A 17,085-nucleotide genomic window follows, 5' to 3' on the forward strand; every position below is an offset into this window, starting at 1 on the left:
GGGGGGCGTTTTCAGCTTCCGCTGAACCGGCCGTCTTCCCCCTCAGTCGCTCCGCGACAGCTCCCCCTTCGGGGGGAGCGTCTGGCGGCCTACCCCAGCCCCCGCTCCAGATGCTCCACCAGCAGCCGCACCTTGGCCGGCAGCAGGCGCAGGTGCGGATAGACCGCCCAGACGCCTTCGTCGGCGGGGGTGGCGTCCTCCAGCAGCGGGACCAGCCGGCCTGCGGCTATGGCCGGGTCGACGTAGAAGTTGGGCAGCTGGCAGATCCCAAGGCCCTGCAAGGCGGCGTCCAGCACCGCCTGGCCGCTGTTGCAGCGAAAACGGCCTTGGGGCTTGAAGGCGATTTCGCGCTCGCCCTCCCGGAACGGCCAGGTGTCGGCCGCGCCCAGCACGCCGGCATGGGTTTCGAGGTCGGCGATGGTCGCCGGCGTTCCGGCCCGCGCCAGGTAATCGGGCGAGGCGCACAGGCGGCGGGTGCGCGAGGCCAGGCGCTTGGCGATCAGGCGGCTGTCGGTCAGGCGGCCGAAGCGGATGGCCAGATCGAAGCCCTCGCTGACGATGTCGCGCACCGCGTCGTCAAGCTCCAAGTACACCGACAGCTTCGGATGAAGCAGCATGAAGGCGTTGACCGCGGGCGCCACGTAGCGCTCGCCATAAGCCGACGAGCAGGTCATGCGCAGCAGGCCCTTGACCTCGCCGTCCTCCTCGCCGACCGCGGCCAGGGCCTCGTCGCGGTCGTGGATCAGGTCGCGGCAGCGGGCCAGGAAGGCCCGGCCGGCGTCGGTCAGGCTGACCCGGCGGGTGGTGCGATAGAGCAGGCGGGTCTGTAGCCGCTCCTCCAGCCGGGCCACCTCTCGGCTGACCCCGGACGTCGAAAGCCCGAGGCGCCGCGCGGCCTGCGAGAAGCTCTCGGCCTCGGCCGTCGCCACGAACTCGTCGATCCCGTCCCAGCGGCTCATGGCGCGGTGGTGCGCTTATTGTCCCTGCATGGCAACAATGTTTTGCCTTGTGAGGGATTATCGCCGGGCGCGCATCGGCGTACCACAGGGACCGAGAACCCATCGGAGCCTGCCATGAAGACCCGCGCCGCCGTCGCTTTCGAAGCCAAGAAGCCGCTGGAGATCGTCGAGGTCGACCTGGAAGGGCCCAAGGCCGGCGAAGTCCTGATCGAGATCAAGGCCACCGGCGTCTGCCACACCGACGCCTACACCATGGACGGCCTCGACAGCGAAGGCCTGTTCCCGTCGATCCTGGGCCACGAGGGCGCGGGCGTGGTGGTCGAGGTCGGTCCGGGCGTCACCAGCCTGGCGGTCGGCGACCACGTGATCCCGCTCTACACGCCCGAATGCCGTCAGTGCAAAAGCTGCCTGTCGGGCAAGACCAACCTGTGCACGGCCATCCGCGCCACCCAAGGCAAGGGTCTGATGCCGGACGGCACCAGCCGCTTCTCCTACAAGGGCCAGACCATCCATCACTACATGGGCTGCTCGACCTTCTCGAACTACACCGTGCTGCCCGAGATCGCCGTGGCCCGCATCCGCAAGGACGCGCCGTTCAAGACCGCCTGCTACTGCGGCTGCGGCGTGACGACGGGCGTCGGCGCGGTGACCAACACCGCCAAGGTCGAGCCGGGCGCCAACGCCATCGTCTTCGGCCTGGGCGGCATCGGCCTGAACGTCATCCAGGGCCTGAAGCTGGTCGGCGCCAACATGATCGTCGGGGTCGACCTGAACCCGGACCGCGAGGAGTGGGGCCGCAAGTTCGGCATGACCCACTTCGTCAATCCCAAGGACGTCTCGGGCGACCTGGTCGCGCACCTGGTGGCCCTGACCGACGGCGGCGCCGACTACACCTTCGACGCCACCGGCAACACCACGGTCATGCGCCAGGCGCTCGAAGCCTGCCACCGCGGCTGGGGCGAGAGCATCATCATCGGCGTGGCCGAGGCCGGCAAGGAGATCGCCACCCGTCCGTTCCAACTGGTCACCGGCCGGGTCTGGAAAGGCACGGCCTTCGGCGGCGCCCGCGGTCGCACCGACACGCCCAAGATTGTCGACTGGTACATGGACGGCAAGATCCAGATCGACCCGATGATCACCCACGTCCTGCCGCTGGAGCGCATCAACGAAGCCTTCGACCTGATGCACAAGGGCGAGAGCATCCGGACCGTGGTGACGTTCTGATTTGATCCTTTCCCCCTTGCGGGGAAAGGTGGCCGCGAAGCGGTCGGATAGGGGGTGTCGGCTCGGCGTTTGACGCCGGCGCTGCTCCCCCACCCCCAACCCCTCCCCGCAAGGGGGAGGGGAGGAGTTGAAGATGGTCGAAACCCTCGCCACCCACCGCACCCAGGGCGGTACGCTGCGCTACTGCCGGCACGACAGCGCCAGCACCGGCACGCCGATGAAGTTCAGCGTCTGGGTTCCAGATGGGGAGGGGCCGTTTCCGTACCTCGTCTGGCTGTCGGGCCTGACCTGCACGGAGGACAACTTCACCACCAAGGCCGGGGCCTATGCCTGGGCCGCCAGGCATGGCGTGGCCATCGTCGCGCCCGACACCAGCCCACGTGGGGAAGGCGTCGCCGACGACGCCGCCTATGACCTGGGCCAGGGCGCGGGCTTCTATGTCGACGCCACGCAAGAGCCCTGGGCGCCGCACTTCAACATGTATTCCTATGTCACCAAGGACCTGCTGGAGGCCGTCGACGGCGCCTTCCCGCTGGATCCGGCGCGGCGCGGGATCTTCGGCCACTCGATGGGCGGCCACGGCGCCCTGACGATCGCGCTGCGCAATCCGCAGCTGTTCAAGTCGGTCAGCGCCTTTTCGCCGATCGTCTCGCCGCTGAACTGCCCATGGGGCGACAAGGCCCTGAGCGCCTATCTGGGCGCCGATCGCGCCAAGTGGCGGGCCCACGACGCCTGCGCCCTGATCGAGGACGGTTTTGGCGAAAGCTTCGACGAGATCCTGGTCGACCAGGGCCTGGCCGACAGTTTCCTCGAAAACCAGCTGAAGCCCGAGCTGCTGGAAGAGGCCGGCGCCGAAGCCAGGCTGAAGGTCACGGTTCGTCGCCAGGAAGGCTACGACCACAGCTACTTCTTCATCGCCAGCTTCATCGGCGACCATATCGACTGGCACGCCGAAAGGTTGTAACCTTGGCCTTATGGAAGAGGTTTGGCCTGGCCTGATCGACGCCCTGGTCGAAGAGACGCCAAGACGGCGAGCTCGACTGCTGTGGACCACCCTGGCCTGGGTCAACATTCCATCGATTGCCGGCTCGGCGTTCGTGGCGCTGGATCCTGATGGCCAGGAACAGTCCTATCGGCTGGTCGTCTTCCTGGCCTGCGCCGCCTACACCCTGGTTCCGTCGCTATTGTTCATGCTGGCCTATGGGCTGTGGCTTGCGATGGGGCGACGGCGGCGCGTCGCGCCTCGGTCGCCGCTGCAACTGAACGGGTAGAGTCCGGATGGACGTCAGCGATCGCATCGAGCGCGTGGCGCAGGGCCGGCCGGGGCTGGTCTCGACGCCGCCTAAAACTGGCCGGTGAAGTCGAACAGCTGGCCGTTGATCCAGCCCTTGCGGAAGGCCAGGGCGCCCTTGCGGTTCATCACCACGCCCCGGGCCTTGGCCGTGCTGAGCGAGGCGCGCAGGTAGCTGAGCACGAACAGCTCCAGGTCGGCGGCCGCGACCTTGTCGCGCCACAGGCCGGCGTTCTTGATGCAGTCGACGCGGCCCCACCAGGCCGCCGGCGCGGCCAGCAGCCAGTCGCAGACCACGTCGTCGGCCTTGCCCGGCGTCGAGGTCTTGATGAACTGCTTGACGTCGTCATGGTCGACGCCCTTGAGGCTGCCGTTCTGGGTGACGAGGTCGAAGAACCAGATCAGCTCCTGCAGGCTTCGCGCGGCCCGGCCGGCCGCCAGGGCCCAGGTCGTGGCCAGGGCGTCGGCCTTGTTGGCCACCGTGCGGATGCGGGCAAGCTGCTGGGCCTTCATCTCGGGCGAGCCCATCAGGTTGGCCAGTTCCTTCTTGGGCGTCGCCTTCAGCTGGCTGCCGGTCTGCCACTGGCGCACGATCGTCAGGCCCTGGGAGACGCCGCCGTTGCTGGCCTGCCAAAGCTGGGCCCCGATCGTCGGCGCCTCGCGCAGCACCACTGGCTTGCCCACGGCCAGCACCATGGGCTGAAGCGAGGCCGAGCCGATGTTCCACTGCAGCACGCCGCAGGAAATGCCCATGCCGTCGAAGTCGCCGGTGACCCCGCGCCAGGGATCGCCCGCGTTCTCGAAGCGACCCGTGACGGCTACGGCCGCGTTGATCTCGGCGTCGGTGACGGCCATGTCGTGATCTCCCCCTCGGCGATAATTCAGAAATACACGCATAGAGGGATTTTGTCATCTGGCGACGCCTGTCGCGCAACGCGCCCCGGTTGTGAATTTTCGGTAATTCATCCCGGGTTCAGCCGCCGGCCGCTCCTCTGCGCCAAGGTCAAGTTCGACCGCTGAGGGGTGTTCAAACATGCAGAAGAAACTGGCCGTCCTGGCCCTGGTCGTCGCCGCGGGCCTGTCGACCTCGGCCTGCGTCATCATCGACGCCGACGACGGCGGCAAGCGCGACGTCTCGGTGAAGATCAACGACGGCAATGATGCGCTGGAGCCCCTGTACGGCGTGGCTCTCGAGAAGGGCGAGCTGGTGGCCCGCGTATCGTCGAACGGCTGCACCAAGGCCGAGGACTTCAAGGTCACGGCCGATCGCCGGGAAAGCGGCGTCGCCGTCACCCTGACCCGCGAGCGCCCCGACCTTTGTCGCGCTCTCGTGCCGGAGGGCAAGGAGCTGCGCTTCGACCTCGACGCCATGGGCGTGCAGCGCACCGACAAGGTCCGCGTGCGCAATCCTCTGCAGCGGGTCTAGAAGAAGCCCGAGCCCGGCGGGCGCGTCTTGGCGGCGCGCCCGCGCCGGTTGTAGGGTGGCCGCATGACGACGTCGGCGACGCAGCAACCGTCCTTGGGCCTTCGATGCCTTCGCCTGCTGGAGGCGGTGGTCTGGCCGGTCCTGGCGGTGGTGCTTCCGGACTGGAGGGACCTAGCGACGCCGCTGTCCCTGTTGTTCGTAAGTGCGGTGATCTCGGCGCCGGTCGCTCGGCCGCTGATCGACGGCATCCCGCGTTTCATCACTGGATCGACGACCCTCGTGCTGGGCATGGGCCTCGTCTGGACCTATCTGGCGCCCGACCTGATCGATGGCGCCTGGAACCGTGGCTTCATCGTTCTGGCGCTGCTGGTCGCCTGCCGCAAGGCTCGGGTTTTCGATCTGGAGCGCCGCCCGCGCTGGGCGTTGATCGTCGCGGCCGGCGCCGCGTGCCTGGCGCTGTTCGCCCTTGACCATCAGCGCATCCTGGCCGCCAACGCCGAGCTGATCTCTCGCTATGCCGACAGTCAAGCCTCGGCGTCGGCGCGGGGGAATGCGGAGTGGGAGGCGATGATGGCGGCCGAGATCGCCCACCTGCGCGCCGCCGATCGCTCTTGGTGGGTCTTGCCAACGGTGCTTGCCGTTCTTCCACCCGTCGGCCGGTTCGTCGCCCGGCGCGGCCTGGCCTTCATCCGTCGCCGCGACGTCGGCCGGTCCCGCAAGGCCTGGTTCCGCCATCCGGCCAACCTGTCGTCGGACTGAAGGGGGAGGACGCATGGCCAGCCGGTTCGCTACGAAGTTCGACGCCAGGCCGCTGTCGACGCCCAATCTCGCGCCGATGATCGGCGTGCTGCTGGCGGTGTTCGCTGGGGTCGTCGCCTGGCCGAAGGTGGATCGGGCCACGCCGCTCATGCTGCCGCCCGCGTTCGCTCCGGTTCCCCAAGGCCTGCCTTCTCCGCCAATCTACCTTTCCCAGCATCACGGACGTCACTTCGTCGACGGGCGGGGCGTGCCGCGTGACCAGGTAGCCGAAGCCCTACGGCGGGCCGCGAGGGGCAGGGAAGCCGCTCGGGTCGAGGTGCGTGTCGATCCCGACGCGCCCTATGCCGAGGCCTTCGTCCTGGTCCGCACCGTCGAGGACGCCGGCCTGCGTCCGCGCCTCGTCCTGGAGAGCGGAAGGCCTTGAAGCAACGGATATATCCGGTGCGCTGCCGGACCGTCCGTTGACTCTCAGGCGCCCCTCCGTCATAAACCGCGCCTTCACGCCGCCGGCTCGCCGCGCGGCGCGATAGCTTCATGACGGATTGACCCGAAGCCGCCGTTGAGATCGTCCTCCTTCCGGAGGTCCGGCTCGGATCGACATAAAGAGTGACCTATGTCCAAGCGCCATAGCGCCAAGTACAAGATCGACCGTCGTATGGGCGAAAACCTCTGGGGCCGGCCCAAGTCGCCGGTCAACCAGCGGTCCTACGGCCCCGGCCAGCACGGCCAACGCCGCAAGCAGAAGGTTTCGGACTTCGGCCTGCAGCTGCGCGCCAAGCAAAAGCTGAAGGGCTACTACGGCAACCTGACCGAGAAGCAGTTCGCTCGCACCTACGAGGAAGCCGCCCGTCGCAAGGGCAACACCTCGGAGAACCTGATCGCCCTGCTCGAGTCGCGCCTGGACGCCATCGTCTACCGCGCCAAGTTCGTGCCGACCGTGTTCGCCGCCCGCCAGTTCGTGAACCACGGCCACGTGACCGTGAACGGCAAGCGCGTGAACATCCCGTCGTACCGCTGCAAGGCCGGCGACGTGATCGCGGTTCGCGAAAAGTCGCGCAACATGGCTCTCGTCCTCGAAGCCGTCGCTTCGAACGAGCGTGACTTCGCCGAGTACGTCTCGGTCGACGCCAAGGGCCTGTCGGCCACCTTCGTCCGCGCTCCGGAACTCTCGGAAGTTCCGTATCCGGTGAAGATGGAACCGAACCTCGTCGTCGAATTCTACGCTTCGTAAGACGCGTCGAGCTCGCAAGAGATCGGAAAAGGCCCCGGAGCGATCCGGGGCCTTTTTTGTTTATGGCCCCTCTCCCTGTGGGAGAGGTGTCGGCGAAGCCGACGCAGAGGGGAGGGGCTATGAAATCGGCCCGCGTCGCGGCGGCTGAAAACGGCCCCCTCCGGCCCTTCTGGCCACCTCCCCTGAGGGAGGATCTCATGCGCCAAGATGCTCCCCCTCTGGAGGAGCTGTCGCGAAGCGACTGAGGGGGCTTGAAACGCGAAAAGCGCCTCCTATCTCCAATGAGCGGGCCGGGCCCCTCTGGCGCAGCGTCTTCACCTCCCCTCCGAAGGACGCGCGTGATGTCGGACCGCATCGGGTGTTCTCGATGTCTGGGTCCGGGTGTCCCTCCCCCTCGTGCCGGATCCGACATCGGGAACCCCGTCTCCATTCTTGGACCAGGGACCCGAACGACCCATGCCTCTTCTGATGTGCCCCAACTGCGATGGCTCCATGCAGGCCGTGCAGCGCGCCGGCGTCGAGTTCGACATGTGCCCCAAGTGCCGGGGCGTGTGGCTCGATCGCGGCGAGCTGGAAAAGCTTATGGCGATGGAGCGCGAAGACGCGCAGGGCGCCGCGCCGCCGCCGTCCGGTCCGTCGCCCTTCGGCCGTCCGCAGCCCACCTATGAGCAGCGGCCCGAGCCGCGCCGTTATGACGACAACTGGCGCAACGACCACAAGCGCCATGACGACCGCAAGCACTACGACCGCGACGACGACTATCGACGTCACGGCCACCACAAGAAGAAGCGCTTCGATCTGTTCGACATCTTCGACTGATCCCCGCGCAAGAGGACCATGAACCACTTCAAGACCTTCGCCCTGCTGGCCGGCCTGACGGCCCTGTTCGTCGGCGCCGGCTACATGATCGGCGGCCCGACCGGCATGCTGATCGCCTTCGTGCTGGCCGCCGGCATGAACGTCTTCTCGTACTGGAACGCCGACAAGATCGTGCTGCGGGCCTACGGCGCCGTCGAGGTCGACGAGAGCCATCCCGAGCCGCTGGTCAGGAACTACGCCCGCGACGTGGCCGATCTGGCCCAGCGTGCGGGCCTGCCCATGCCGCGGGTCTGCATCATCGACAGCGACCAGCCCAACGCCTTCGCCACCGGCCGCAACCCCGAGAACGCGGCCGTCGCCGCCACCACGGGCCTGCTGGCCATGCTCGACCGCGACGAGATCCGCGGCGTCATGGCCCACGAACTGGCCCACGTGAAGAACCGCGACACCCTGACCATGACCGTGACGGCGACCATCGCCGGCGCGATCTCGGCCCTGGCCAACTTCGCGTTCTTCTTCGGCGGCTCGCGCGAGGACGACGAGCGTCCGGGCGGGATCATCGGAGCCATCGCCCTGGCCATCCTGGCCCCGATCGCCGCCATGCTGGTGCAGATGGCCATCAGCCGCTCGCGCGAGTACGAGGCCGACCGGGTGGGCGCGCAGATCGCCGGCGACAACCGGGGCCTGGCTCGCGCCCTGGAGAAGATCGACGCCTATGCCCGCGGCGGCGTGGTCAACCACGAGGCCGAGCGCAATCCGGCCACGGCCCACATGTTCATCATCAACCCGCTGGCCGGTCGCGGCGCCGACAACCTGTTCTCGACTCACCCGGCCACCCACAACCGGATCGAGGCCCTGATGAAGCTGGCGATCGGGCAGGGCGCGCGTCAGCGGCTGGGGACGGCCGTGCCGACCAGTGGTCCGAGCCGTCGGCCGGGGCCGTGGAGCTAGAAACACAGCCGTCATCCCGGCCGGAGCGGAGCGCAGAGCCGGGACCCAGGAGACTGGGCTCCGCGCTTGGTTCATCCGCCCGAGGGCCGTCACCGCGATACGCCGCCCCCTGGGTCCCGGATAAGCCCTGCGGGCTTTCCGGGATGACGGCCTTTAGTGACCCCAGGACGTGGCGCGTCTAGCGCGCTGTCGCCGGGGCGGTTCCGCGCGCCGGCTCTTCGTCCTCGTCCTCGTTGAGCGCGCCCAGTTCGCCGCTCAGGCGGGCCGTGCGGCCATAGACGATCTCGAACAGCGGGCTGGCCATCAGCGTGGTGACGATGGCCATGACCACCAGCATCGAGAACAGGGCCGGGCCGATGATGCCCTTCTGCAGGCCGATGTTGATGATGATCAGCTCCATCAGGCCGCGGGCGTTCATCAGCGCGCCGATGCCCATGGCCGTGGCGTTGTCCTGGCCAGTGAGGCGGGCGGCGGCCCAGCAGGCCAGGCCCTTGGCGGCGATCGAGCCGGCCAGGATGACCAGGGCGATGCCCGCCAGGGCCCAGCTGTTGACCATGGTCAGCTGGGTGTTGAGGCCCGAGAAGGTGAAGAACATCGGCACCAGCAGCGCCAGCGCGAACGGCTCCAGCTGCTTCTTCAGCTCGCGGGTCAGGAGGCCGCGCGGCATGGCCGCGCCGAGGATGAAGCCGCCGAACACCGAGTGCAGGCCGGCCGCGTCCATGGCCCAGGCGCTGAGCATGAACAGCACCACGATCACGCCCAGCAGCGTGAGGGTGACCTTGCCTTCGCGCTCGGCCCAGCGGCCAAGGGGCGCCAGGAGCTTGGGGCCCACGGTCAGCATGAACAGGGCGAACAGGCCGCCGCCGATGATCGCCTTCAGGGCCACGACCGCGCCGCCGCCCAGGCTGGCCAGCACGATGGCCAGCACCGTCCAGGCGCCGGCGTCGTCGATCGCGCCCGCCGACAGCGACAGCGAGCCGAGCGGGGTCTTGGTCAGGCCGCGCTCCTGGATGATCCGAGCCAGCACCGGGAAGGCGGTGATCGAGATCGCCGCGCCCATGAACAGGGTGGCCTGGAAGGGCTGCACGCCCTTGCCGAACAGGTTCAGGCTCATCAGCCACGGCGTCAGCAGGATCGCCACCAGGAACGGCGCGGTCATGCCCGACAGCGACACGGCCATGGCGCTCTTGGCGTTGGCCTTGAAGTGATCGCTGCGGAAGCCGACGCCGACCAGGAACATGTAGAGGCCAACGCCCAGCTGGGCGCCGACATAGAGGATCGACTTGGTCTCCTTGGGGAACAGCATGTGCTGGATGTCGGGCGCCAGGAGGCCCAGCAGCGACGGACCCAGGATCACGCCGGCGATCATCTCGCCCACCACCTGCGGCTGGTCGAAGAACCGCTTCACCACCCAGCCCATCGCGCGGCAGGCCGCCACGATCACCGCCATCTGCAGGAAAAAGGCTACGCTCAACTCAGCCGTCGTCATGCGGCCGTCCCCCTTCGAATACGCCGCGTGACGCGGTCGCGTTTCATCCCTGCGCCGACGCTAGCAACGAACGTCGTTCTGGACAACGTTGTCAGAATTGAATGTTACCGTTCACTGTGGAGGCTGGGCCCCAAAGCGTTCGTGTGGGAGGCCCGATGATGATCCGGAACCTGGCGGCGGCCGTCGCGGCCCTGGCCCTGACGGCGGGCGCGGCGCCCTACACCGTGGCCCCTGGCCTGTTCGAGGCCGGCGAGCCGGATCTGGGCCTGAAGTCCTCACCGGGAACCGAGACCTTCACCGTCTTCGCGCCGACGGAAGGCTCCGACAAGTTCAGCAACGGCGTGGTGCTGATCCCCTTCCAGGGCCGCCTCTACGCCCAGTGGCAAAGCTCGGCCCGCGATGAGGATTCGGCGGACACCTGGGTCGCCTACGCCGTCAGCGACGATGGCCGGACCTGGGCCGCGCCCAAGGCGCTGGCGCCGGCCGGGCGGGGCGGGGTGATGCGCTCGAGCGGCGGCTGGTGGACGGACGGGCAGACCCTGGTCGCCTACGCCAATGTCTGGCCCGAGGGCTTCCAGTCAGGGGCGGGCGGATACGCCGAATATCGCATCAGCCGCGACGGCGTGACCTGGAGCCGGCCTCGGCGGGTCACGGGCGCCGACGGCGCGCCGGTCGAGGGCGTGATCGAGCAGGATCCGCACCTCATCGACGGCCGGGTGATGACCGCCTTCCACCTGCGGCCAGGCATGATCGCCAGGCCGTTCTTCACCGACGATCCGCTGGGCCTGACGGGCTGGACGCAGGGGCAGATGGAGAACCTGCCGCGCGACGCCTCGAACGCCGCGGCCGCGCACGAGCGTCGCCTCAGCCGCGAGATCGAGCCCAGCCTGTTCCGTCGCGCAGACGGCTGCGCGGTGATGGTGTTCCGGGACGAAGAACTGAGTTTCCGCCAGCTGGCGTCGGAGAGCTGCGACCTGGGCGTCTCGTGGACGACGCCGGTCCTGACCGCCATGCCCGACGCCCGCGCCAAGCAGAGCGCCGGCAACCTGCCGGGCGGAACGGCCTATCTCGTCAACGCGCCCAACAGCGATCGCCCGCGCCTGCCGCTGGCGGTGACCCTGTCCGCCGACGGCCGAACCTTCGACCGCAGTTTCCGCCTGCGCGGCCAGGACGATCTTCAGCCGCTGCGTTTCGAGGGCAAGTACAAGCGGCTGGGCTACCACTATCCCAAGAGCGTGGTGTGGAACGGCGCCCTGTGGGTGGGCTACGCCGCCAACAAGGAGGACGTGCAGGTCACCCGGGTGCCGCTGCCGGCGCTGGAGGGCCGTTGAGATCGGGGCGCTAAGGCAGCCTCACCGCCGTCGGCGGCGGAAACTGATCGAGCTCCGAGATCGACGAGGTGAACTGGCCGCGCATGTAGGGGGGCGGCTGGGTCCACTGCGGCTCGTAGCCGTGGCTGAGGGGCTGCATCGGGATCCGGGTCAGCGGCAAGGGGGGCTCATACACCCAACCGACGCGCACCCCGCAGGCCCGGAAGTCGGAGGCGCTGTCGGCGCGGCAGCGGAAGCCGTCGGCGGTCGCCTGGCAGTCGTCGACCCTGACGGCCGGCTTGAAGCAGGTGCCTCTGCGCTTGGCCTTGGCCTGGGCCTTGTCGGTGGCCAGGCGCATGGCCTCTTCCCGGGTGGAGGCCTTGGCCCAGTGCCAGTTCGACGCCACGGCGCCGCCGGCCGCCAATGACATCGCCAGTCCGATCAGGATGACCTGAGCCCTCATGTCGCGTCCTCCCATAGTCGGAGGATTTCGACAGGTGTGCGAGCAGGCGTCAACAATCTTTGCGGGTGATTTTGGTGCGTTCCCCCTTTGAGGCTACTGCACCAGCGGCGCGCGCGAAGGGTCCTGCCGGACGATCTCGCGGATGCCGACCAGGGTGGTGAACGAGCGCACGCGGCGGTCGTCGTTCAGCACCTCGTTGGTGAAGGCCTCGTAGGCCTCCATGGTCGGCACGGTGACCAGCAGGACGAAATCGGTGCTGCCGGTGACGTGCCAGGCGCTGAGCACCTCCTTGCGGGCGGCCACGCCGGCGGCGAAGGCGTTGTAGATCGCGCTGCCCTCGCGCTCCATCTGCACCAGCACGTGCATGGTCAGGCCGGCATTGAGGCGGGCGGGATCGACGATGGCGACGTCGGCGACGATCACGCCTTCCTTGCGCAGCCGTCGCAGGCGGCGCAGCACCGCGCTTTCGGAAAGCCCGACCTTCTCGGCCAGGCTGCGGGCCGGTTCGAGGTTGTTGCGGCGGACCAGTTCCAGCAGGCGGCGGTCAAAGTTGTCGAGGGTGACGGATTTCGTCATCTGGCCTGCCCATCTCGCCTGTTTTGAGCGGTATACGACGAATTTCGGCGAGAAGCGCCAACCGTCCGGTATTAGGTTGCGCTCATGTCCGCCGCCGCCCTCCGCCGTCCCGCGCTCGACGCGCTGTTGCCCTATGCGGCCCTGTTCGGCGGCATGGTGAGCCTGGCCGGCGGCACGTCCTTCGCCAAGACCCTGTTTCCGGCGGTGGGCGCCCAGGGCGTCTCGGCCTATCGCGTCGGCTTCGCGGCCGTGCTGCTGCTGCTGCTGTGGCGGCCGTGGCGGTTTCGCCTGACGCGCCAGGACCTCATGAGCGTCGCCTTCTACGGCGCGGCGACCGGGGTGATGAACCTCTGCTTCTACATGGCGCTGCGGACCATCCCGCTGGGGGTGGCCATCGCCATCGAGTTCCTCGGCCCGCTGACCCTGTCGCTGCTGCATGCGCGCAAGGTCAGCCATTTCCTCTGCATCGGCCTGGCCGCCTTCGGCCTGCTGCTGCTGTTGCCGCTAAAGCTGGGCGGACCTGCGCTCGACCCGGTCGGCGTCGGCTTCGCCTTGGCGGCGGCCGTCTGCTGGGCGCTCTACATCATCGCCGGCAAGCGTATCGGCCACCTGCACGGCGGCCGTTCGGTGGCCATGGGCATGGGCGTGGCGGCGATGATCGTCGTGCCGTTCGGCGTCGTCTCGGCCGGCGCGACCCTGCTCGACCCGCACCTGATGCTGCTGGGCCTGGTGGTCGCCGTCTGCTCCAGCGCCGTGCCCTATTCGCTGGAGATGGTCGCCCTCAAGCGCATTCCCAAGCGCACCTTCGGGGTCATGCTCAGCGTCGAGCCGGCGATCGGGGCCATAGCCGGCCTGCTGGTGCTGTCCGAGCACCTGTCGCTGCAACAGTGGGCCGCCATCGCCTGCATCGTCGCCGCCTCGGCCGGCGCGATCCTGACCACGACGCCCGAAAACGCCGTGGTCGAGGATCCCGAGGCGCTGGAGCGGCCGGGGGCCTAAGGGGCCTCCACCGGCATCAGCCGGCTGTATTCCCAGGCCCAGGGCATGCCGGTCTCGCCCAGCGCCGCCTTGACGACGGAGGGGAAGACTCGCTGGCCGTCGCCGCTGTTGGTCAGGATCACCACGCAGCGCCGGCGCTTTTCGACGCAGACCATCATGTTGTCGGTGATGTCGTTGTGGCCGCCCTTGAAGAAGGCCCGGCCTTGCGGTCCTTCGAAGGTGACGACGCCGACGCCGGCCGCCAGCTCGATCCTGGCGTTGTCGGGATTGGTCTCTTCCGACAGGGTCGGGAACTCCGAGCGCGAGACGATCGGCAGGCTGCCGCGCGTGAACTCGGCGCGGGCCTTCGGCGACAGGCCCCAGCCGCCGGCCATGGCCGCCGCCAGCTTGCCCATGTCGTCGATGGTGGTGTCCAGCGAGCCGGCCGCCTTGACGCTGGAGCGGTCGTCGTGCGGCTGCCACTTGCCGCCTTCCTCGCGGCCGTCGGCGATGTCGGGCGCGAAGTCGTCGCGCCAGACCATGCCCGAGCGGCTCATGCCCAGCGGCTTGAACAGGCGCCGGTCCATGTCCTCGCCGACCTTCACGCCGAGGCCCTGCTCGATGACGAACTGCATCAGGTTGATGCCTTCGCCGGCATAGGCGTAACGGCTGCCGGGCTCGAACTTGATGTCCAGCTTCTCGTCGGGGTTCAGCCAGCGGAAGTTTGGAAATCCCGCCGAGTGGCTGAGCAGGATGCGGGGGGTGATCTTCTTCCAGCGCTCGTCGCCGGCCAGGTCGGCATAGGCCTTGTAGTCGGGCAGGGGCTTGGGCAGGTAGGTCGCGATCGGCGTGTCGAGGTCGAGCTTGCCTTCGTCGACCAGCATCATGACGTAGTAGGCGAACACCGCCTTGGTGATCGAGGCGGCATACATCACCGTTTGCGGGTTCAGCGGGTCGCCCTTCTCGTTGCGGACGCCCTGGGTCGTCACATGCGCGACCTTGCCGTTCTCGATCACGGCGACGGCTACGCCGGGAACCTTGCCCAGGGCCATCAGCCGGGCGATCTCGGCGTCGAGTTTCGGATTTTCGGCATGCGCCGCCCCTGCGGCCAGACACAAGGCGGCCGCCGCCCACGCCAGAGACTTTCCACGCATTTCCAGAGGCCCCACTGTTGCGCGCACCCTCGCGCCGGGCGACCTTGGAGCCCATGGGCGTCATTTTCAACCGCCGCGTGCTGCTGGCCGGGCTGCTGCTTTCGGGATGCGCGACCGTTCCGTCGCGCCCGCCGCGCCTGTTGCCGGGCGACCCGGAGCTCTATGGAGAGCTCGAGCCGCTGCTCGATGTCCGCTCGGAGCCCGACGCCCTTGTGATCCGCCTGAAGTCGCAGGGCTGCCTGCGCAAGGAGGACCTGCGCTTCTTTGTCGAGGGCAAGGACGCGATCCCCGACGTCGCCTTTGCGCGCAGGCGGCTGGAGACCTGCAAGACGACGGGGCCTGGCTCGGCGGAGATAAGGTTCGGCTGGAGCGAGTTGGGAATTGCAGGCGCGACGGCGGTGCGGGTGCTCAATCCGATCGGGAAAGCCGGCTAGCGCGAGGGCTCCTGGATCAAGCCGGTCTTGGCCGGCGCGCCCTGCTTTTCCAGTTCACGATGCAGACAGGCGATGCGGCCGTAGGCGGCGTCTTGCGGGACGATCAACTGCGGCCGTCCATCCGAGCCGATATGCAGCCACTCGCGCGGCGCGCCGCAGGTCCTGACGACGGCGTCCAACTGTTCGGGGCTGGGCCACGTGGCCGGCTTGGGGGAGCAGCCGGCGATGACCGCGAGAGCGGCGAATGCGAACGAAAGCTTCATGCGGTGAAGCTTGGAGCGACGCGCGCGCGAAGGTCAACCGAAGCGGCTCAGCCTTTCGGCGTGAAGCGCTCGACCATCCAGGGCAGCACGCGGGCGGGACGCTTGGCGGCGATGTCGATCAGCACCCAGTCGGTGCGGCTCTGGGCGCACATCTCGCCGTCGGGGCCGTCGATGCGGACATAGCGCTCGAAGCGCGGCCCCTTCAGCTCGCCCACCCAGGTGTAGCCGGTGGCGATCTCGTGCGGCAGCAGTTCACGGCGGTAGTCGATCTCGTGTCGGCGGGCGACCCAGCTCCAGGGAGCCCGCTCCTCTTCCGAGGCCCAGGCTTCCCAGTGCGCAATGGCCAGGTCCTGGGCCCAGCCCAGATAGACCACGTTGTTGACGTGGCCGTTGGCGTCGATGTCCGACGCCAACGGCTCGAAGGTCAGGGGAAAGGCGTCCGCGGGCGGGACGAAGAGGCGGCTCACCCGGTCAGGCCGAGATGACGCCCTGCTCGATCAGGAACGACTTCAGCTCGCCCGACTGGAACATCTCGCGGACGATGTCGCTGCCGCCGACGAACTCGCCCTTCACGTAGAGCTGGGGAATGGTCGGCCAGTCGGTGAAGGTCTTGATGCCCTGGCGCAGTTCGTCGTCCTGCAGCACGTCGACGCCGACGAACTCGACGCCCAGGTGGTCGAGGATCTGCACGGCCACCGACGAGAAGCCGCAGCGCGGCTGGTCGGGCACGCCCTTCATGAACAGCACCACGGGGTGTTCGGCCACCGTCTTGGCGATGAATTCGAGGGCGGGGGAGGCGGCGACTTCGGTCATGGGGAGGTATTCCTTGGCGGTAGCCTCTCAGCTAGGCGCCGGAAGGCCCCCGGTCAAGCGCGGCGCTTGGTCCCGGCGGCCTGTTCGGCCGAAAACCGCGCCATCTCGATCTGGGCGGCGCAGCCGGTCGGCAGGTCGCGCTCGACCACGGCGGCCAGGGCCTCGAGCTTGTCGCGCTTGGTGGTGATCACCTGCACCGTGGCCAGCGAAGGCTCGGTCAGGGCGTAGCCGAGGCACAGCTCCTGGCCGGTCCAGCCGGTGGTGTTGTCGAGGAAGTCGTAGCCGCCGAGATTGGTCAGCGGGTCGGTGCGGCGCCGCCACAGCGACGGCTTCTTGAAGATCGGCTTGGCCTCGCGCTCGCGGATGCTCTGCGGCCAGAAGTCCTCGCCGATCACCGCCACGTCGTGGGCCATGGCGTTGCGGATGCGGTGGCGGTCGGCCCAGCCGGACGACAGGTTGAACGGCGCGGCCAGGGCGTCGAACATGCCGCCGGCCAGGTGGCGGTCCTGGCTCTCGCCGCGGCTGGCCAGGCCCAGCGAGCGGATCAGGCCCGACTGGCGCAGGCCCACAAGCGCGGCCATGGCCGTCGGCGGGAAGGCCGAGCCCGGGTCGTCGACCGTGACGAGGTCCACATAGGACAGGCCGCAGCGCTCGACAGCGGTGTCCACCAAGTCGTGGATCGCCTGGGCGCTGAGAAGCTCGCCGCCGCTGCGCAGGCGCCAGCCGACGAACAACAGCCGCCGCTCGATGGTGGTCAGCGACTCGCTCACGCCCTCCAGCAGGGCGTTCGACGAGCCGTGGACCTCGAAGCTGTTGATGCCCGCTTCCAGGGCCGTGAAGATAAGGTTGCGCCAGTCCTTGCCGCTCATGCGCGGGTGGTCGGCGAGCCGCAGCGTCACCGCCGAGATCGCCATGCCCGCCTTGCCGAAAGGACGATAGCGCAAG

Annotated in this window: 22 protein-coding genes; 12 read left to right on the plus strand and 10 right to left on the minus strand. The window is 68.4% G+C overall.

Translation table 11 applies throughout. The features are described from left to right. Positions 1 to 89: 89 nt before the first annotated feature. Positions 90 to 959 carry a LysR family transcriptional regulator gene (locus tag SGCZBJ_RS15090; protein ID WP_101718808.1) on the minus strand — a complete coding sequence of 290 codons (870 nt, stop codon included), beginning with the start codon at positions 957 to 959 and terminating at the stop codon, positions 90 to 92. A 114-nt stretch (positions 960 to 1,073) separates the two neighbouring features. Between SGCZBJ_RS15090 and SGCZBJ_RS15095 the strand changes: the two genes are divergently transcribed. From SGCZBJ_RS15095 to SGCZBJ_RS15105, 3 genes are all read left to right on the plus strand, one after another. Continuing rightward, positions 1,074 to 2,183: an S-(hydroxymethyl)glutathione dehydrogenase/class III alcohol dehydrogenase gene (locus SGCZBJ_RS15095; protein WP_101718809.1), complete on the plus strand. Its 1,110-nt coding sequence runs from the start codon at positions 1,074 to 1,076 to the stop codon at positions 2,181 to 2,183. A 133-nt stretch (positions 2,184 to 2,316) separates the two neighbouring features. Further along, complete coding sequence (gene fghA / locus SGCZBJ_RS15100) at positions 2,317 to 3,147, plus strand: S-formylglutathione hydrolase (protein WP_101718860.1); 831 nt, start codon at positions 2,317 to 2,319, stop codon at positions 3,145 to 3,147. A 10-nt stretch (positions 3,148 to 3,157) separates the two neighbouring features. Further along, positions 3,158 to 3,454: a hypothetical protein gene (locus tag SGCZBJ_RS15105; RefSeq protein WP_101718810.1), complete on the plus strand. Its 297-nt coding sequence runs from the start codon at positions 3,158 to 3,160 to the stop codon at positions 3,452 to 3,454. A gap of 71 nt (positions 3,455 to 3,525) precedes the next feature. Here the strand turns inward: SGCZBJ_RS15105 and SGCZBJ_RS15110 are convergent, their stop codons facing one another. Beyond that, positions 3,526 to 4,329, minus strand: a complete 804-nt coding sequence (locus tag SGCZBJ_RS15110; protein WP_101718811.1) for a peptidoglycan-binding domain 1 protein — start codon at positions 4,327 to 4,329, stop codon at positions 3,526 to 3,528. Positions 4,330 to 4,507: 178 nt separating this feature from the next. On the opposite strand from SGCZBJ_RS15110, the gene SGCZBJ_RS15115 reads away from it, so the two are divergent. The 6 genes from SGCZBJ_RS15115 (at position 4,508) to htpX (ending at position 8,660) form a co-directional block, all read left to right on the plus strand. Beyond that, complete coding sequence (locus tag SGCZBJ_RS15115; protein ID WP_101718812.1) at positions 4,508 to 4,900, plus strand: hypothetical protein; 393 nt, start codon at positions 4,508 to 4,510, stop codon at positions 4,898 to 4,900. 63 nt (positions 4,901 to 4,963) lie between these two features. Further along, positions 4,964 to 5,659, plus strand: coding sequence for a hypothetical protein (locus SGCZBJ_RS15120; RefSeq protein ID WP_133149267.1), 696 nt, complete (start codon positions 4,964 to 4,966; stop codon positions 5,657 to 5,659). Positions 5,660 to 5,672: 13 nt separating this feature from the next. Continuing rightward, positions 5,673 to 6,083: an ExbD/TolR family protein gene (locus SGCZBJ_RS15125; protein WP_101718814.1), complete on the plus strand. Its 411-nt coding sequence runs from the start codon at positions 5,673 to 5,675 to the stop codon at positions 6,081 to 6,083. Between the two features lie 189 nt (positions 6,084 to 6,272). Further along, positions 6,273 to 6,890 (plus strand): 30S ribosomal protein S4, encoded by a 618-nt coding sequence (gene rpsD / locus SGCZBJ_RS15130; protein ID WP_101718815.1) that lies wholly within the window; start codon positions 6,273 to 6,275, stop codon positions 6,888 to 6,890. A gap of 456 nt (positions 6,891 to 7,346) precedes the next feature. Beyond that, a complete protein-coding gene (locus SGCZBJ_RS15135; RefSeq protein WP_101718816.1) occupies positions 7,347 to 7,709 on the plus strand; it encodes a TFIIB-type zinc ribbon-containing protein in 363 nt (120 codons plus the stop codon). An 18-nt stretch (positions 7,710 to 7,727) separates the two neighbouring features. Then, complete coding sequence (htpX, locus tag SGCZBJ_RS15140) at positions 7,728 to 8,660, plus strand: zinc metalloprotease HtpX (RefSeq protein WP_101718817.1); 933 nt, start codon at positions 7,728 to 7,730, stop codon at positions 8,658 to 8,660. Positions 8,661 to 8,838: 178 nt separating this feature from the next. Here the strand turns inward: htpX and SGCZBJ_RS15145 are convergent, their stop codons facing one another. Further along, entirely contained in the window at positions 8,839 to 10,149 is a 1,311-nt protein-coding gene (locus SGCZBJ_RS15145; protein ID WP_101718818.1) for a cation:proton antiporter, read from the minus strand. A 155-nt stretch (positions 10,150 to 10,304) separates the two neighbouring features. Here SGCZBJ_RS15145 and SGCZBJ_RS15150 point away from each other — a divergent pair, with 155 nt between their 5' ends. Next, positions 10,305 to 11,480, plus strand: coding sequence for a sialidase family protein (locus SGCZBJ_RS15150; RefSeq protein WP_101718819.1), 1,176 nt, complete (start codon positions 10,305 to 10,307; stop codon positions 11,478 to 11,480). 10 nt (positions 11,481 to 11,490) lie between these two features. On the opposite strand, the gene SGCZBJ_RS15155 is transcribed toward SGCZBJ_RS15150, so the two are convergent. Next, entirely contained in the window at positions 11,491 to 11,922 is a 432-nt protein-coding gene (locus SGCZBJ_RS15155) for a hypothetical protein (RefSeq protein WP_101718820.1), read from the minus strand. 93 nt (positions 11,923 to 12,015) lie between these two features. Further along, the gene (locus SGCZBJ_RS15160; protein ID WP_101718821.1) at positions 12,016 to 12,498 is read right to left on the minus strand and encodes an Lrp/AsnC family transcriptional regulator; all 483 of its coding nucleotides are present in this window, start codon (positions 12,496 to 12,498) and stop codon (positions 12,016 to 12,018) included. 84 nt (positions 12,499 to 12,582) lie between these two features. Between SGCZBJ_RS15160 and SGCZBJ_RS15165 the strand changes: the two genes are divergently transcribed. After that, a complete protein-coding gene (locus tag SGCZBJ_RS15165; protein ID WP_101718822.1) occupies positions 12,583 to 13,497 on the plus strand; it encodes an EamA family transporter in 915 nt (304 codons plus the stop codon). Here SGCZBJ_RS15165 and SGCZBJ_RS15170 read toward each other — a convergent pair. Continuing rightward, entirely contained in the window at positions 13,494 to 14,630 is a 1,137-nt protein-coding gene (locus SGCZBJ_RS15170) for a serine hydrolase domain-containing protein (protein ID WP_101718823.1), read from the minus strand. The two genes, SGCZBJ_RS15165 and SGCZBJ_RS15170, sit on opposite strands and share 4 nt — an antisense overlap. 53 nt (positions 14,631 to 14,683) lie before the next feature. On the opposite strand from SGCZBJ_RS15170, the gene SGCZBJ_RS15175 reads away from it, so the two are divergent. Continuing rightward, on the plus strand, positions 14,684 to 15,064 hold the full coding sequence (locus tag SGCZBJ_RS15175) for a hypothetical protein (RefSeq protein ID WP_240621527.1): 381 nt from the start codon (positions 14,684 to 14,686) through the stop codon (positions 15,062 to 15,064). Here the strand turns inward: SGCZBJ_RS15175 and SGCZBJ_RS15180 are convergent. Genes SGCZBJ_RS15180 through SGCZBJ_RS15195 form a run of 4 tightly spaced genes read right to left on the minus strand, consistent with a single transcriptional unit; the run spans position 15,061 to position 17,084 of the window. Beyond that, positions 15,061 to 15,327, minus strand: coding sequence for a hypothetical protein (locus tag SGCZBJ_RS15180; RefSeq protein WP_101718824.1), 267 nt, complete (start codon positions 15,325 to 15,327; stop codon positions 15,061 to 15,063). The two genes, SGCZBJ_RS15175 and SGCZBJ_RS15180, sit on opposite strands and share 4 nt — an antisense overlap. 47 nt (positions 15,328 to 15,374) lie before the next feature. After that, entirely contained in the window at positions 15,375 to 15,794 is a 420-nt protein-coding gene (locus SGCZBJ_RS15185; protein ID WP_101718825.1) for an acyl-CoA thioesterase, read from the minus strand. 4 nt (positions 15,795 to 15,798) lie between these two features. After that, complete coding sequence (grxD, locus tag SGCZBJ_RS15190; RefSeq protein ID WP_101718826.1) at positions 15,799 to 16,140, minus strand: Grx4 family monothiol glutaredoxin; 342 nt, start codon at positions 16,138 to 16,140, stop codon at positions 15,799 to 15,801. Positions 16,141 to 16,193: 53 nt separating this feature from the next. Continuing rightward, positions 16,194 to 17,084: an aldo/keto reductase gene (locus tag SGCZBJ_RS15195; RefSeq protein WP_101718827.1), complete on the minus strand. Its 891-nt coding sequence runs from the start codon at positions 17,082 to 17,084 to the stop codon at positions 16,194 to 16,196. Between the last annotated feature and the right edge of the window lies 1 nt (position 17,085).

It is taken from the genome of Caulobacter zeae (genome assembly GCF_002858925.1).
GTDB classification, from domain to species: Bacteria; Pseudomonadota; Alphaproteobacteria; order Caulobacterales; family Caulobacteraceae; genus Caulobacter; species Caulobacter zeae.

Bases quoted from the DNA above. Each gene is read 5' to 3' on its own strand.
- SGCZBJ_RS15145 (WP_101718818.1), bottom strand. From the start codon at position 10,149: ATGACGACGGCTGAGTTGAGCGTAGCCTTTTTCCTGCAGATGGCGGTG.
- SGCZBJ_RS15110 (WP_101718811.1), bottom strand. From the start codon at position 4,329: ATGGCCGTCACCGACGCCGAGATCAACGCGGCCGTAGCCGTCACGGGT.
- fghA (WP_101718860.1), top strand. From the start codon at position 2,317: ATGGTCGAAACCCTCGCCACCCACCGCACCCAGGGCGGTACGCTGCGC.
- SGCZBJ_RS15125 (WP_101718814.1), top strand. From the start codon at position 5,673: ATGGCCAGCCGGTTCGCTACGAAGTTCGACGCCAGGCCGCTGTCGACG.
- SGCZBJ_RS15170 (WP_101718823.1), bottom strand. From the start codon at position 14,630: ATGCGTGGAAAGTCTCTGGCGTGGGCGGCGGCCGCCTTGTGTCTGGCC.
- SGCZBJ_RS15135 (WP_101718816.1), top strand. From the start codon at position 7,347: ATGCCTCTTCTGATGTGCCCCAACTGCGATGGCTCCATGCAGGCCGTG.
- SGCZBJ_RS15175 (WP_240621527.1), top strand. From the start codon at position 14,684: ATGGGCGTCATTTTCAACCGCCGCGTGCTGCTGGCCGGGCTGCTGCTT.
- SGCZBJ_RS15180 (WP_101718824.1), bottom strand. From the start codon at position 15,327: ATGAAGCTTTCGTTCGCATTCGCCGCTCTCGCGGTCATCGCCGGCTGC.
- grxD (WP_101718826.1), bottom strand. From the start codon at position 16,140: ATGACCGAAGTCGCCGCCTCCCCCGCCCTCGAATTCATCGCCAAGACG.
- SGCZBJ_RS15090 (WP_101718808.1), bottom strand. From the start codon at position 959: ATGAGCCGCTGGGACGGGATCGACGAGTTCGTGGCGACGGCCGAGGCC.
- SGCZBJ_RS15095 (WP_101718809.1), top strand. From the start codon at position 1,074: ATGAAGACCCGCGCCGCCGTCGCTTTCGAAGCCAAGAAGCCGCTGGAG.
- SGCZBJ_RS15160 (WP_101718821.1), bottom strand. From the start codon at position 12,498: ATGACGAAATCCGTCACCCTCGACAACTTTGACCGCCGCCTGCTGGAA.
- htpX (WP_101718817.1), top strand. From the start codon at position 7,728: ATGAACCACTTCAAGACCTTCGCCCTGCTGGCCGGCCTGACGGCCCTG.
- SGCZBJ_RS15120 (WP_133149267.1), top strand. From the start codon at position 4,964: ATGACGACGTCGGCGACGCAGCAACCGTCCTTGGGCCTTCGATGCCTT.
- SGCZBJ_RS15155 (WP_101718820.1), bottom strand. From the start codon at position 11,922: ATGAGGGCTCAGGTCATCCTGATCGGACTGGCGATGTCATTGGCGGCC.
- SGCZBJ_RS15150 (WP_101718819.1), top strand. From the start codon at position 10,305: ATGATGATCCGGAACCTGGCGGCGGCCGTCGCGGCCCTGGCCCTGACG.
- rpsD (WP_101718815.1), top strand. From the start codon at position 6,273: ATGTCCAAGCGCCATAGCGCCAAGTACAAGATCGACCGTCGTATGGGC.
- SGCZBJ_RS15165 (WP_101718822.1), top strand. From the start codon at position 12,583: ATGTCCGCCGCCGCCCTCCGCCGTCCCGCGCTCGACGCGCTGTTGCCC.
- SGCZBJ_RS15115 (WP_101718812.1), top strand. From the start codon at position 4,508: ATGCAGAAGAAACTGGCCGTCCTGGCCCTGGTCGTCGCCGCGGGCCTG.
- SGCZBJ_RS15105 (WP_101718810.1), top strand. From the start codon at position 3,158: ATGGAAGAGGTTTGGCCTGGCCTGATCGACGCCCTGGTCGAAGAGACG.